The sequence below is a fragment of the Sphingobacterium sp. JB170 genome (assembly GCF_900163865.1).
Taxonomy (GTDB): Bacteria; Bacteroidota; Bacteroidia; order Sphingobacteriales; family Sphingobacteriaceae; genus Sphingobacterium.
Window position 1 is genome coordinate 265,229 of sequence record NZ_FUKU01000026.1, and the last position, 16,513, is coordinate 281,741.

Genomic DNA, 16,513 nt, shown 5'->3' on the forward strand with positions numbered 1-16,513 from the left:
CGGCTTAATATTTTATCTTTGCTATCTTAATTTAAAAAATCGTAACCATAGAAAAATGAGCTTTGTAGAAGAACTACGCTGGAGAGGGATGTTGCAAGATATCATGCCCGGAACTGAAGAATTACTAAACAAAGAAAAAATATCAGGATATATCGGTTTCGATCCAACCGGAGACTCCTTGCATGTCGGTCACCTGACGCAAATCATGACGTTAATCCATTTCCAAAATGCGGGACATAAACCCGTCGCGTTAGTGGGGGGGGCAACGGGGATGATTGGAGATCCTTCGTTTAAGTCTGCCGAGCGAAATCTATTAGACGAACAAACATTGCAACACAACGTCGACTGTTTAAAAAAACAACTCGCTAAGTTCTTAAACTTTGGTGAGGGAGAAACCGATGCGAAAATGGTCAATAATTATGACTGGTTCAAGGATTTTAATTTTTTGGACTTTATACGCGATGTTGGGAAATTGATCACTGTCAACTATATGATGTCCAAAGACTCCGTAAGAAAACGCTTAGAGGGAGATAACGGGTTATCTTTTACGGAATTCACTTACCAATTGATACAGGGATATGACTTTTATTACTTGTGGAAGCATGAAAACTGTAAGCTACAAATGGGAGGATCTGATCAATGGGGGAACATTGTCACTGGCAGTGAGATGATCCGGCGTCAAGACCAGGGTACAGCTTATGCGATCACTACGCAACTGATAAAAAAATCAGACGGACAGAAATTTGGTAAAACCGAATCCGGAGCAATATGGCTCGACCCGAAAAAAACATCTCCTTATAAATATTACCAATTTTGGTTGAATACCTCGGATGAAGATGCTAAAAACTGGATCAATATTTTCACTTTAAAATCACAAGAAGAAATCCAGGAGGTTATTGCTGAACACGATGCCGCGCCACATACACGAACAATACAAAAAGCTCTGGCTAAAGATATTACAATCCGTACCCATTCAGAGCAAGACTACCAAACAGCATTAAAAACATCCGAGTTCCTATTTGGAAACGGATCCTTGGAATTTTTAAACGGCTTAGACCACGAAACCGTGTTAGATATTTTCGATGGCGTTCCACAATTTGAAATCGACAAACGTACGCTAAGTGCTGGGATTAATATTTTGGATTTGTTGGCAGTAAACACCGCGGTTTTCGCCTCGAAAGGCGAAGCGAAAAAAATGCTTCAGGGCGGGGGTGTCTCCCTAAATAAAGAAAAGCTAAACGATATCGAGCTATTCATCGATGCAACGAGCTTAATGAATGAAAAATACATCATTGCCCAACGTGGCAAAAAGAATTATTTTCTGATTATCGCAAAATAATACTATTCTTTCTGTTGGGGGAGTCTTTTTTACTCGTCCAACAGAAATTGATAATTTGTCCTAAGCGGCCAGATTAACTGACTTGGTTCCCGATACCGCTCATGCCTCGGTATTACTATACGATTTTAATCACATTGTTCGGCGACCCCGCCTACTCAAATGTACAGCAACGCACCTAGCGTAGTGGCACAGTGTAACACAGGGCCGCTACTCCGTTCAAATTACGATCCTAACACCCCGAGATATCAATATTAATTCATTTTCCCAACAGCGAAATGTACCATACCAAAATTGTGACGGATTAATCGAGCATTTTTTTTAAGTTTGTAAGTAGGAGAAGTATATATATTTCATGTCGAACAAAGGAAATTCATTTAAAAATACGGGGGGGGCAACGAGTGCAAAAAAAGCACCTCGGGCTACCAGATCTGTAACATATAGCAAGAAGCCACGTTTAAAATCATTTGATGGAATCAACTTCAGTGAAGGGCAACGAAAAGCATTAAAGATATTCGGAATATTTTTATTATTTATTTCATTTATCCTTGCAGTTTCCTTTGTTTCTTATCTTTTCACTTGGAAACAAGATCAAAGTTACATTTCCACCGCCAACGGCGGTTGGTCGTCACTCTTTAAATCAACCCAAGAGATCGCCGATGAGGCGATTGAGCTTCCTGTTGTTGAAAACAAGTTGGGTAAATTAGGCGCATTACTTGCAAATCAATTTATTTTCGAATGGTTCGGAGTTGCATCTTTCCTGTTCGTGTTAATGTTCTTTGTGATCGGCTACAAATTCCTATACAAAAAATCGTTACTACCGATTTGGAAGACATTAATTTACGCTATTATAGGTATGGTATTTTTGTCCGTTACATTTGGCTACTTACAAGGATTCACTACTGACGCGCCGCATATACTAGAAGGTAAGTTTGGATATTGGACTAACCTGCTATTAACTGCGCAAATTGGGACGACCGGTATTGCGGCCTTACTGATATTCGCTTACTTAACCGTATTGATTTTAGTTTATAACCTCGACTTGAAATGGACTTGGACAACACGAAAAGTTCTCACCGAGGAAGAACTAGAAGACAAAAATGAAGACAACTTAGACGCATTTAATAAACGTGATGTTCAACAGAACTCGATCAATAGAAATCAGGAAGAAAAAAGCTCAAACGTCCAGCGCGCACCCGAGCGGGAAGTAGCAGTTGATTCGTCATCTAACGCATTTCAACCATCTCAATCCGAGAACACAATTAAGCCCAACACGACTTTCGACCTTGAAGTATCGACAAACGAATCGGTAGAGAAACAGTATTCTGCAAGCGAGAATACAAAAGAAACGATTCCCTTGTCGGTGGACCCCTCCCCCATGCCGGAACCGGTCGAAAAGACTGCGGGCCCGGTGTTGAGTGTCGAAAAGCCTGTAGAAGAAAAAGCAATCACCGCCAATGATCTCGTCGCCCAATTTGGCGAGTACGATCCAAAACTGGATTTATCGGGTTACCAGTATCCTACGCTCGACCTGTTGCAAGATTACGGAACAGGAAAAATCACCATTAATCAACAGGAATTAGAGGTTAACAAAAACCGAATTGTCGACACCCTACGACACTACAATATTGAAATTGAACACATCAAAGCAACAATAGGCCCGACGGTAACTTTATATGAAATTATCCCGAAACCCGGTGTACGGATTTCTAAAATTAAAAACCTGGAAGACGACATCGCATTAAGCCTTGCTGCCCTAGGGATTCGTATTATTGCACCTATGCCAGGAAAAGGAACGATTGGTATCGAAGTGCCCAATAGTTCGCCTGAGATGGTTTCCATGCGCTCGGTGCTCGCGACAGAGAAATTCAAAAATACCGACATGGATCTGCCGATCGCACTTGGGAAGACAATCTCGAATGAAGTTTATATCGCGGATCTCGCAAAAATGCCTCACCTATTAGTCGCCGGAGCGACAGGACAGGGTAAATCAGTTGGTATTAACGCCATCCTTACTTCGTTACTATACAAGAAGCATCCTGCGGAACTCAAGTTTGTGCTCGTGGACCCTAAGAAAGTGGAACTATCGTTATTCAAAACGATCGAAAGACACTTTCTAGCAAAACTACCCAATGAAGAAGAACCGATCATAACAGATACGAAAAAGGTAATTAATACCTTAAACTCCCTGTGTATTGAGATGGATCAGCGTTACGATCTTCTCAAAAATGCACATGTACGTAATTTAAAAGAATACAATGTCAAATTTGTCAATCGAAAATTAAACCCTGAGGAGGGCCACCGATTCTTACCATTTATAGTATTGGTCGTCGATGAGTTTGCAGATTTGATGATGACCGCTGGCAAGGAGGTTGAAACCCCAATAGCGCGTTTAGCCCAGCTAGCGCGTGCCGTGGGAATCCATTTGGTCATCGCAACGCAAAGGCCTTCAGTGAACATTATTACGGGAACGATCAAGGCAAACTTCCCTGCTCGGCTGGCATTTAGGGTATTATCTAAAATTGACTCACGAACAATCCTCGATACAGGTGGCGCAGACCAACTGATTGGGCGAGGTGACATGTTATTAGCAACAGGCAGCGATCTAATACGTATCCAATGTGCTTTCGTTGATACACCGGAAGTCGATCGTATTTCTGAATTTATCGGAAGTCAACGCGGATACCCGTCAGCCTTCCTGTTGCCCGAATATGTCGATGAAAATGGAGAAGGTAGCGGTAGCGCTGATTTCAGCTTGGAAGATCGCGACCAATTGTTTGAAGATGCAGCACGTTTAATTGTGATGCACCAACAAGGATCAACTTCACTCATACAACGGAAAATGAAACTAGGATACAACAGAGCGGGTCGAATAATTGATCAATTGGAAGCGGCTGGCATCGTTGGACCGTTCGAAGGGAGCAAGGCACGCGAAGTATTATATCCGGATGAATATTCATTGGAACAATATTTGGAAACATTGAGAAAAAAAGAATAAGATGAAACATAAGATAATATTGATCGCTTCATTTATTTGGACAACGATCGCTGTATTTGGGCAATCCGACCAGTCGGCGAAAGAAATACTGGATCGTGTATCAAAAAAATATGATGCATACAACACCATTCAATCGGAATTCAACTTTTCCTCAACCCAAGCTACAGGTGACCTGTATTCAGACAAAGGTACGTTGTATCTGAATAAACCAGAACACCAGTATCGTATAAACCTAAATAGTCAGGATTTACTGAGCGACGGGAAGACGACTTGGTCGGTCCTTCTTGAAGAGAAAGAGGTTCAAGTTTCCCCAGCAGAGCAATCAACAACGAGTATTGGTCCCAATAATATTTTTACCTTTTATAAAAGCGGCTATAATTATACTCTTGGAAAAAACGAAAAGAGTAATGGAAAATCGTTGCGTGTTATCGAGCTGACGCCCACGAACCAACAGACTAATTATACGAAAATAAAACTTCGTGTAAACGAAAACAATCATATCCATGATGTACTTATATTCGACAAGTCAGGTGCCCAATATAAATATTCCATAAAGACACTTTATGTTAATAACAAGATTCCTTCGACTACATTTTCTTTTGATAAATCAAAATATCCATCGTACGAAATAGTTGATCTACGTTAAAAGTTTTTATCAGAAATGGCTAAAACTACGCTTAAAACTCTCGCTCAAGGTCTGAATATGTCCGTTTCGACAGTATCAAAAGCTTTAAACGACAGTTATGAAATTAGTGCAGCGACTAAAAACAAAGTTCGCGAATATGCACAGCTAAATAATTATCAGCCCAATGTTTTAGCACAGTTTCTTAAAACGGGAAAATCGCAAACTATTGGCGTTGTACTCCCAAAAATGAGTACATCATTTGACTCTCAAATCATCGAGGGAATACAGTCGATCGCCACTATTCATAATTATCGAATAGTAATTATGAATAGTATGGAGGATGAAAAATCCGAAGAGCAGGCTTTAAAATCCATGATGAATAAAAGCGTCGATGGTTTACTTTTCTGCCCCATACACGAGAATTCAAATGTTGATTTAGCAAAACAAATACTTAAAACCACCCCGATCGTTATTTTTGACCGCACCAACTACCCATTGGAAACGCATAAAGTCGGGGTATTAAATGCCGAAGGCACGTTCAATGCTTGCAAACACTTAATCGAAATCGGGCGTAAAAATATTGCAATATTCTGCGGCACAGACCAAGGAATAACGCAGCAGCGACTGAATGGTTATTATAAAGCACTTGAACAAAATAATCTCCCTCAAATCCCCGCGTTTAAAGTCTACTGTAATGTAAAAAGCATTGACGAATTACATACGGATCTCGAAGATCATTTGAAAAGTCTATTAAAATTATCCAATCCACCAGACGCCATTATTGGGGTGACAGATACAATAACGACGCACTTGTTAGGCATATTAGCCAAGCTAGCCATTCGAGTGCCTGAAACAATTGCTGTGATAGGTTTTGCGAACACAGAAATAGCATTCTCTTTAAACCCATCGTTGAGTGCAATTCGTCAACCAACGAAAGAAATTGGCGAACTAGCGGTACGTAAATTAATAGAAACAATAAACAAAAAAAATCGAAGTCAAATAGAATGGGAAGATATTAAACTTCCAACAACTATTCAACTTCGACATTCTACCTTAGGTTAATCTAAATTTCGGACTAAACCGAGTTCTAACCCGCGTAGTTCAGCTAGTCCGCGTAACCGCCCAATTGCGGAATACCCGGGGTTTGTAACTTTCTTTAAATCATCGAGCATTTGATGTCCATGATCAGGACGAAACGGAATAGGCACGTCGCGCATTTGGTTTTCAGCGACAACCTCTTTCATAACCGCATACATATCGACGTTACCTTCCAAATGATTTGCCTCGAAGAAATTCCCTGCTTCATCCCGTTGAACATTTCTTAAATGTATAAAATTAATACGTGATGATACACTTTTAAACAGCGCTACAAGATTATTATCCGGGCCAGCACCTAATGATCCGGTACAGAAACAAATTCCGTTAAAGGGCTTATTTACACTATTTACGATAAACGTAAAATCATCGATATTACTTGCGATACGTGGAAGACCGAGTATAGGATACGGTGGGTCATCCGGATGGATGGTCATCTTAATTCCTAGCTCCTCACATACATCAGCAATTTCACTAAGGAAATAAACCAAATTCTCACGTAAACCGTCAAATCCAATTTGTTCATAAATTGCGATACTTGTTCGAAGGTCTTCCAATGAGGGATCTTTTTCCCCTGGTATTCCCATTAACACGTTGCCCTGAAGAAACCGTTTACGCTCTTCCGTATAGGTACTATAACGTATCTGCGCTTGCTCTACTACCGAGACCGCATAAGAGGAAGAGGCATCGGGACGTTCCAATATATAAATATCAAAAATGGCTAAATCAATCCAGTCATAATACAAGGCTTTCGAACCGTCTTTCATTTCCAAATCTAATTGGGTCCTGGTCCAATCGAGTACAGGCATAAAGTTGTAGCAAACGGTTTTTATACCGCACGACGCAAGGTTTCTAAGCGTTTGCCGGTAATTATCCAAATAATAATCGACCTCGCTAGAGCGTGTCTTGATTGACTCATGAATCGTAACACTTTCCACAACCGACCAGACTAGTCCCGCTTGTTCAATAGTTTGTTTACGTTCCATTATATCATCAACTGGCCACACCTGGCCGTGTGCGATATGATGTAATGCTGAAACGATCGCCGTCGCACCGGCTTGCTTTATATCCTGTAATGAAACCGGGTCGTTAGGACCATACCAACGCCACGCTTGTTGTAAAAACTTTCTATCCATCATAAATTATTAAACGCCACACCATGAATTAAATCCACCATCGACAAAAATTGTTTCGCCCGAGACGAAGCCTGAGGCGTCACTCAATAGATAAACCAACGTACCTTCTAACTCCGAAGGATCTCCGAGTCTATTATATGGGGTGTTGCGAACAAACTTATCCGAACGATCCGTATAGCTCCCGTCCGGGTTCGTCAACAATGTCCTATTCTGTTCCGTTAAAAACACGCCCGGAGCAATAGCGTTAACACGAATCTTATCGCCATGGCGTAAAGCTAGTTCAGCTGCCATCCATTTCGTAAATCCGTCCACCCCATGTTTAGCAACCGTATATCCAAGAACCCGTGTAATTGGGCGGCTCGCGGCTAGAGACGATATATTGATGATGGATCCAACACCTTTATCTGCCATGACCTTTCCAAAAATTAACGTTGGGATTATCGTACCGTATAAATTCAATTCGATGGCCTTAATCGTATCACCAATCTTGTTATCAAAAATATCTTCCTCCGGTCCAATTGTCGCACCTGGGATATTACCCCCTGCCGCATTAACCAAACCATCTATCGTTCCCCATTTGGTTAAGAGCTGATCTTTTGCCGCAATCACGGACGATTCATCTAACACGTCAGCGGCTATTGCCAATCCTTTTCCACCCAAACTCTCGATGTATGCAACACGCTCGTCAGCGCGCTCTTTATTTCTTCCAATAACACATACTTTAGCGCCCGCCTCAGCCAGTGCCTTAACAAATGACTTTCCAAGAACCCCTGTTCCGCCCGTCACAGCAATAACTTTCCCTTGTAAAGAAAATTTTTCTAGAATACTCATAATTAATTTTGATTTCCGCTTATACTACTCAATAATACGCATTTTTTTAGCAGCGAGCATACATCTGGACGAAGAATTAACGATAACGATTGCGAAAATGTCTACGGCGAATAAACCGTAAAATACAGCACAAAAAAAGGGTAGTAACGTTAATTTACTACCCTTATATGTTAAGATAAAAGATTCTAATCTTCTTCTTTGGATGCTAACAATTGATCGTATTCTTCACGAGATCCAACAATAACGTTGCTGTAGCTACGAAGGCCGGTACCGGATGGTATTAAGTGACCAACAATAACATTCTCTTTCAGACCGAGTAAATTATCGCGTTTACCAGCAATCGCCGCCTCATTGAGGACTTTCGTTGTTTCCTGGAACGACGCCGCGGAAATGAACGATTTAGTACCTAATGATGCACGAGTGATACCCTGCAACAATGGACTTGAAGTAGCAGGAATTGCATCACGCACTTCAACTAATTTCAAATCTTGACGTCTCAAGCTTGAGTTTTCTTCACGTAGCTTACGCAAGGTCACGATTTGACCTGGACGAAGTTCATTGGAATCTCCAGCCTCAACGATGACTTTCTTATCAAATAAGGAGTCATTTTCTTGAATGAAATCCCATTTATTAGCAGCTTCCTTCTCCAGAAATTTCGTATCACCTGGATCCTCGATATTAACTTTCTGCATCATTTGGTGAACGATGGTTTCAAAGTGCTTATCGTTAATTTTCACCCCTTGTAAGCGGTAAACTTCTTGAATTCCGTTCACGATATATTCTTGAACCGCTGCCGGCCCCTTAATATTCAAAATATCTGAAGGTGAAATAGACCCATCGGACAACGGCAATCCTGCTTTTACGAAATCATTATCCTGTACCAAGATGTGTTTCGAAAGAGGTACTAAATACTTCTTAAGTTGACCATCTCTAGATTCAATAGATACCTCACGGTTACCACGCTTCACGCCTCCTAAAGTTACAACACCGTCAATTTCTGTTACGACCGCTGGGTTGGATGGGTTACGCGCTTCAAACAGCTCGGTAACACGCGGTAAACCACCGGTGATATCGCGCGTTTTACCTGTGGCGCGCGGAATTTTAGCAAGAATAGTACCCTCCTTGATTTTTTGTCCCTCTTGAACAGATACGTGAGCACCTACTGGAATGTTATATGAACGAAGCGTATCTCCTGCGAGGTCTTCAATCATTATAGCCGGGTTTTTAGTTTTATCACGCGTCTCAATAATTACTTTCTCCTTGTGACCGGTCTGCTCGTCCGATTCATCTCGGAAGGTTACACCTTCGATGATCGCTTCAAACTGGATTTTACCAGAGAATTCAGAGATAATAACCGCGTTATATGGATCCCAGTCTACTAAAAGCTTACCTTTTTCAACCGTGTCTCCTTCACTAATATACAAATTAGCCCCGTAAGGAATGACCTGGGTATAAAGAACTTTCTTATCATCGCTGACGATACGAAGCTCGCCAGAACGTCCAATCGCTACATCATAAGGACCAGATTGCCCCTCTTTAGAAACCGTACGGACGTTTTCAAACTCAATCTTACCGTCATATTTCGCAATAATCGAAGAATCTGCCGCAATATTCGATGCCGTACCACCTACGTGGAACGTACGAAGTGTCAACTGTGTACCCGGCTCACCTACAGACTGAGCAGCGATAACCCCTACAGCCTCTCCAAGTTGAACACGTTTACCCGAGGCCAAGTTACGTCCATAACAGCACGCACAAACTCCACGTCTCGCTTCACATGTCAATACCGAACGAATATCTACACCTTCAATTCCTGCTTCTTCAATAGCAGTAGCAATATCCTCCGTAATATCTTCGTTCGCCGCAACAATTAGCTCACCAGTTTCCGGATGTAGTACATCATTCAATGGTGTACGGCCTAAAATACGATCATATAACGGCTCAATAATATCATCATTCTCTTTTGACGCTGTTTTATACAAACCACGTAAGGTGTTACAATCCGTTTCGACGACAATCATATCTTGTGCTACATCATGTAGTCGACGTGTTAAGTAACCCGCATCTGCCGTTTTCAGGGCCGTATCGGCAAGTCCTTTACGCGCACCGTGGGTAGAAACGAAATACTCAAGTACAGACAAACCTTCTTTAAAGTTTGAAAGAATCGGGTTTTCAATAATCTCACCACCTGAACTACCTGATTTCTGAGGCTTAGCCATCAAACCACGCATCCCGCACAACTGACGAATTTGCTCTTTAGAACCACGCGCTCCAGAATCCAACATCATATATACGGAGTTGAAACCTTGATTATCATTCGAAAGAATATCCATTACGTGCGTCGTCAACCTGTTGTTGATACGTGTCCATATATCGATAATCTGATTGTAACGCTCATTATTCGTAATGAAACCCATGTTATAGTTATTCATTACTTCTTCAACCTCTCTGGTTGCTTGATCAAGCAATTCAACTTTAGCAGCAGGAATATTCAAATCTTGCAAGTTGAAGGATAGCCCTCCTTTAAATGCTGTTTGGAATCCCAAATCTTTCATATCATCCAAGAACTGTGCTGCACGAGACATACCCGTATTTTTCACAATCTCCCCAATGATATTACGTAACGACTTTTTCGTCAACAATTCGTTGACAAAACCCGTCTCCGTTGGTACTACCTGATTAAATATAACACGTCCAACCGTCGTGTCGATAATAGTATCGACAAATTGGCCTTCCTTATCTTTGATTTTCGTTTTTACCTTGATAAAAGCATGCAAATCGATCGTATTCTCATTCAATGCAATGATAACTTCTTCTGCAGAATAAAATGTCATTCCTTCACCACGAACAATTTGCTCTGGCGTAGATTTGCGACCTTTGGTAATATAATAAAGTCCCAATACCATATCCTGTGAAGGTACAGTCACTGGCGAACCATTTGCCGGATTTAAAATATTATGCGAAGCAAGCATCAAAATTTGTGCTTCCAGGATTGCTGCGTTACCTAACGGTAAGTGGACAGCCATTTGGTCACCATCGAAATCGGCGTTGAATGCAGTACACACTAACGGGTGTAATTGAATTGCTTTACCTTCAACCAATGTAGGTTGGAAAGCTTGTATACCTAAACGGTGAAGTGTCGGTGCACGGTTCAATAATACTGGGTGCCCTTTCAATACATTCTCCAATATATCCCAAACAACTGGATCTTTACGATCAACAATTTTCTTGGCCGACTTAACCGTCTTAACAATACCTCTTTCAATCATCTTACGGATGATAAACGGTTTGTATAATTCGGCGGCCATATCTTTTGGTATACCACACTCGTGTAGTTTCAAGTGAGGTCCAACGACGATTACAGAACGAGCAGAATAATCGACACGTTTACCCAACAAGTTTTGACGGAAACGACCTTGTTTACCTTTTAAAATATCTGACAACGACTTCAATGCACGGTTACCTTCTGTTTTCACAGCGTTAACTTTACGAGAGTTATCAAATAAAGAATCGACTGCTTCTTGAAGCATCCGTTTCTCATTACGTAAAATAACTTCCGGCGCCTTAATCTCGATCAAACGTTTTAAGCGATTATTACGAATAATCACACGACGGTACAAGTCGTTCAAATCAGACGTTGCGAAACGACCACCATCCAAAGGTACTAACGGGCGTAACTCAGGCGGAATAATCGGAACGATCTTAACAATCATCCACTCCGGTCTGTTCTCAATACGCGTGTTTGCTCCACGGAAAGCTTCAACAACATGAAGGCGTTTTAACGCTTCATTCTTACGCTGTTGCGATGTTTCATTTGCCGCTTGGTGACGTAAATCGTATGATAACTGGTCTAAATTGATGCGCTTCAATAACTCTTCCATCGCCTCAGCACCCATTTTTGCAATGAATTTCTGAGGATCTGTATCATCAAGATATTGATTTTCCTTCGGTAGGGTATCTAATATATCTAAATACTCTTCTTCGGTTAGGAAATCCATGAAAGAAATACCATCTTCTTCTTTAAGGCCCGGTTGAATAACCACGTATCTTTCGTAATAGATGATCATATCCAACTTCTTGGTAGGAAGTCCTAACAAATAACCAATCTTGTTTGGTAGAGAGCGAAAGTACCAAATGTGAGCAACAGGGACGACTAAACTAATGTGTCCCATACGTTCACGGCGTACTTTTTTCTCAGTCACCTCCACACCACAACGGTCACATACAATTCCTTTATAGCGGATACGTTTGTATTTACCACAGTGACATTCATAGTCCTTTACAGGACCAAAAATACGCTCACAGAATAAACCATCACGTTCCGGTTTGTATGTACGATAGTTAATCGTCTCTGGTTTTGTAACTTCACCACTTGAACGCTCCAAAATAGTCTCTGGAGAAGCCAAACTAATCGTAATCGATGTAAAGTTACTTTTGATTTTATTATCTTTTTTGTAAGACATACTTTATTAAAAGTTAAAGCTGTATGTAAAAAACTTAAGAAGGATAATACATATCTTTCTTAAGTTTTCTGTGGATTAATCTAATGTGATATCTAAACCTAGACCACGTAACTCATGTACCAAGACATTGAAGGACTCCGGTACCGATGGTGTTGGAAGGTTATTACCTTTAACAATGGCCTCATATGTTTTAGCACGTCCAACGACGTCATCTGATTTCACTGTTAAGATCTCTTGGAGGATATTCGATGCACCAAATGCCTCTAGTGCCCAAACCTCCATCTCTCCAAAACGTTGACCACCGAACTGCGCTTTACCACCCAACGGCTGCTGCGTAATTAACGAGTATGGTCCTATCGAACGAGCGTGCATTTTATCATCCACCATGTGACCTAATTTCAACATGTAGATTACACCAACCGTTGTCGGTTGATCAAAACGCTCACCTGTTAAACCATTGTACAAATACGTACGTCCAGAAATAGGTAGTTCTGCCTTTGCAATCCATTCCTCTACTTGGTCCATTTCAGCACCATCAAAGATTGGCGTAGCGAACTTCATACCTAATTTTAATCCGGCCCAACCTAACACAGTTTCGTAAATTTGTCCAAGGTTCATACGCGAAGGAACGCCTAATGGATTCAATACGATATCAACCGGAGTTCCGTCATCTAGGAAAGGCATATCTTCGTCGCGTACAATACGCGCAACGATACCTTTATTACCGTGACGACCAGCCATCTTATCCCCAACACGAAGCTTACGTTTTTTAGCAACATATACTTTCGCCATTTGGACGATACCAGAAGGAAGTTCATCCCCTACAGAAATCGCAAATTTATCACGTTTGAACGCACCCAACTCCTCATTAAACTTAATGTTATAGAAGTGTAATGATAATTTGATAAGTTCATTTTTATCTTCATCAGTTGTCCATCCAGTCGGGTTAATATGAGCGTAATCAAGATCCGTAAGGATCTTCTGGGTAAACTTCGCCCCTTTAGGAACGAGTAACTCTCTATATACGTTAAATACACCCTGACTAGTTTTACCATTTACGATCGTAAATAATTTATCAACTAGACGTTCTTTTAATATTTTGACAGCTCTATCGTGTGCTACTTCAAGTTTCTCAAGTGCTTTCTTCTCGACATCTTTCGACATCTTCTTAGCCCGCGAGAATAGCTTCGTATCAATTACGACACCTTTTAATGATGGTGAAGCTTTCAACGATGCGTCTTTGACGTCACCCGCTTTGTCCCCGAAGATAGCGCGTAATAATTTTTCCTCAGGAGAAGGGTCAGATTCACCTTTCGGCGTAATTTTACCAATTAAAATATCTCCACCGTTCACCTCCGCACCTACGCGAATAATACCGTTCTCGTCAAGGTCTTTAGTAGCCTCTTCTGAAACGTTAGGGATATCGGAAGTCAATTCTTCCTCCCCACGTTTTGTATCACGAACTTCAAGTTCAAACTCTTCAATGTGTAACGAAGTAAATAAATCTTCCGATACAACACGCTCAGAGATCACAATAGCATCCTCAAAATTATATCCTTGCCAAGGCATAAAGGCTACCTTCAGGTTACGCCCTAAAGCCAACTCGCCATTCTCGGTAGCATAACCTTCACACAACACCTGCCCTTGTATAACCTTATCGCCTTTCACCACAATCGGCTTCAAGTTAATACAGGTATTCTGGTTCGTTTTCTTAAACTTCGTTAAATGATAAGTACTCACATCGTCATCGAAAGAAACTAAACGATCATCATCGGTACGTTCGTAACGAATCTTAATCTCGTTCGCATCGACATACTCTACTACACCATTGCGCTCAGCATTAATCAATGTACGTGAATCAGATGCAACTCTCGCTTCTAGTCCGGTACCCACGATTGGTGCGCTTGGACGTAACAAAGGAACTGCTTGACGTTGCATGTTTGACCCCATCAACGCTCTATTGGCATCATCATGTTCCAAGAATGGAATCAGCGAGGCGGCAATAGACGTAATCTGGTTCGGTGCAATATCCATATAATCCAAAAGTTCTGGCTCGATTACTGGAAAGTCACCCTCATACCTGGCCTTAACCTTCGGATCTAAAAAGTTTCCTTTGTCATCATATAGTGCATTTGCTTGCGCAATTGTCTTATCATCCTCGTCTTCGGCAGAAAGATAAACCACTGGTTCATCGACAACAACCTTTCCGTCTCTAACTTTACGATAAGGTGTCTCAATAAATCCTAAATTATTAATCTTCGCGTGTACGGCTAACGAAGAAATCAAACCAATGTTCGGTCCCTCCGGCGTTTCAATTGTACATAAACGACCATAATGAGTGTAATGCACGTCACGTACTTCGAAACCAGCACGTTCACGTGAAAGACCACCTGGCCCTAACGCTGATAAACGACGTTTGTGTGTGATTTCCGCTAATGGATTGGTTTGATCCATAAATTGCGAAAGTTGGTTCGTACCAAAGAACGAATTAATCACAGACGACAATGTACGTGCGTTAATTAAGTCGGTCGGTGTAAACACTTCATTGTCACGAATATTCATACGTTCCCGTATAGTACGAGCCATACGAGATAGACCAACGCCAAATTGTGCATAAAGCTGTTCACCTACTGTACGAACGCGACGATTCGATAAGTGGTCAATATCATCGACCTCAGCTTTAGAATTGATCAAATTGATCAAATATTTTACAATAGCAATTATATCTTGACGCGTAAGTACTTTCGTGTCATCCGCCGTATCTAACACTAATTTACGATTAATACGGTAACGACCGACATCACCTAAATCATAACGTTTGTCCGAGAAGAACAAACGGTCAATAATACCGCGCGCAGTTTCCTCATCAGGTGGTTCCGCGTTACGCAATTGCCTGTAGATATGTTCAACGGCCTCCTTTTCAGAGTTCGAGGTATCCTTTTGTAAAGTATTATATATAATCGAGTAATCCGCATTGTTCGATGCATCTTCTTTCGCAAGGATAATTGACTTTACCCCAGCATCGATGATCATTTCGATATGGTCTTCCTCTAATACTGTTTCACGTTCTAAGATGATTTCGTTACGATCGATAGATACCACTTCACCGGTATCCTCGTCCACAAAATCTTCCACCCATTTCTTTAATACCCTTGCCGCTAAACGACGACCGACGTATTTTTTAAGACCAGATTTACTCACTTTAACCTCATCTGCGAGATCGAATAGTTCTAAGATATCTTTATCAGAATCATATCCAATTGCGCGTAACAAAGTAGTAACTGGGAATTTCTTTTTACGGTCGATATACGCATACATCACATTGTTAACGTCCGTAGCGAATTCGATCCAAGATCCTTTAAAAGGAATTACCCTTGCAGAATAAAGTTTAGTACCATTTGTGTGTCTACTCTGACCGAAGAACACCCCAGGAGAACGGTGCAACTGAGAGACAATTACGCGTTCTGCACCATTGATAACAAACGTACCTTTTGGTGTCATATACGGGATTGTACCTAAGTATACATCCTGAACAATAGTTTCGAAATCTTCGTGTTCTTCATCATTACAAGACAACTTCAATTTAGCTTTTAAAGGCACGCTGTAAGTCAGACCACGTTCTATACACTCACGTATATCATAACGAGGGGGATCAATAAAATAATCCAAAAACTCTAGCACAAAGATGTTTCTTGAATCAGAAATAGGGAAGTTTTCTGCGAAAACCTTGAACAGCCCTTCCTGATGGCGATTGTCAGAAGTAGTTTCTAACTGAAAAAACTCCTTGAAAGATTGCAATTGTACGCCCAAAAAGTCAGGATAATCAATGACCTTCTTACTTGTCGCAAAATTCACTCTTTCGTTTTGAATATTATTGTTTGCCAAGGGAATAAGTATTTTAGTTTAAAAAAACTGAGCCAATATGCTGTTTCACGTATTCATCAAATGTCAGCATCCATTTGACACATGTAATAATATAAATAGGAATAGACTCTGACAAATTTATTGACAGAGTCTAAACCTTTGAGG

8 protein-coding genes are annotated in these 16,513 nt (G+C 41.0%); 4 read left to right on the plus strand and 4 right to left on the minus strand.

Annotation, left to right across the window (positions count from 1 at the left end):
- The first annotated feature begins 55 nt into the window (after nt 1-55).
- From tyrS to FM107_RS06645, 4 genes are all read left to right on the plus strand, one after another.
- The gene (gene tyrS / locus FM107_RS06630; protein ID WP_086947725.1) at nt 56-1,339 is read left to right on the plus strand and encodes a tyrosine--tRNA ligase; all 1,284 of its coding nucleotides are present in this window, start codon (nt 56-58) and stop codon (nt 1,337-1,339) included.
- Between the two features lie 352 nt (nt 1,340-1,691).
- Entirely contained in the window at nt 1,692-4,334 is a 2,643-nt protein-coding gene (locus FM107_RS06635; RefSeq protein WP_086947726.1) for a DNA translocase FtsK, read from the plus strand.
- A gap of 1 nt (nt 4,335) precedes the next feature.
- A complete protein-coding gene (locus tag FM107_RS06640) occupies nt 4,336-4,980 on the plus strand; it encodes an outer membrane lipoprotein carrier protein LolA (RefSeq protein WP_086947727.1) in 645 nt (214 codons plus the stop codon).
- 15 nt (nt 4,981-4,995) lie between these two features.
- Nucleotides 4,996-6,021, plus strand: a complete 1,026-nt coding sequence (locus tag FM107_RS06645; protein WP_086947728.1) for a LacI family DNA-binding transcriptional regulator — start codon at nt 4,996-4,998, stop codon at nt 6,019-6,021.
- On the opposite strand, the gene uxuA is transcribed toward FM107_RS06645, so the two are convergent.
- The 4 genes from uxuA to rpoB all read right to left on the minus strand — a co-directional run bounded on the left by uxuA (nt 6,018) and on the right by rpoB (nt 16,369).
- Entirely contained in the window at nt 6,018-7,190 is a 1,173-nt protein-coding gene (gene uxuA / locus FM107_RS06650) for a mannonate dehydratase (RefSeq protein ID WP_086947965.1), read from the minus strand. The two genes, FM107_RS06645 and uxuA, sit on opposite strands and share 4 nt — an antisense overlap.
- Before the next feature lie 9 nt (nt 7,191-7,199).
- On the minus strand, nt 7,200-8,021 hold the full coding sequence (locus tag FM107_RS06655; protein ID WP_086947729.1) for an SDR family oxidoreductase: 822 nt from the start codon (nt 8,019-8,021) through the stop codon (nt 7,200-7,202).
- Between the two features lie 185 nt (nt 8,022-8,206).
- On the minus strand, nt 8,207-12,484 hold the full coding sequence (gene rpoC / locus FM107_RS06660) for a DNA-directed RNA polymerase subunit beta' (RefSeq protein WP_086947730.1): 4,278 nt from the start codon (nt 12,482-12,484) through the stop codon (nt 8,207-8,209).
- Nucleotides 12,485-12,559: 75 nt separating this feature from the next.
- Nucleotides 12,560-16,369 carry a DNA-directed RNA polymerase subunit beta gene (gene rpoB / locus FM107_RS06665; RefSeq protein WP_086947731.1) on the minus strand — a complete coding sequence of 1,270 codons (3,810 nt, stop codon included), beginning with the start codon at nt 16,367-16,369 and terminating at the stop codon, nt 12,560-12,562.
- Nucleotides 16,370-16,513 lie beyond the last annotated feature (144 nt).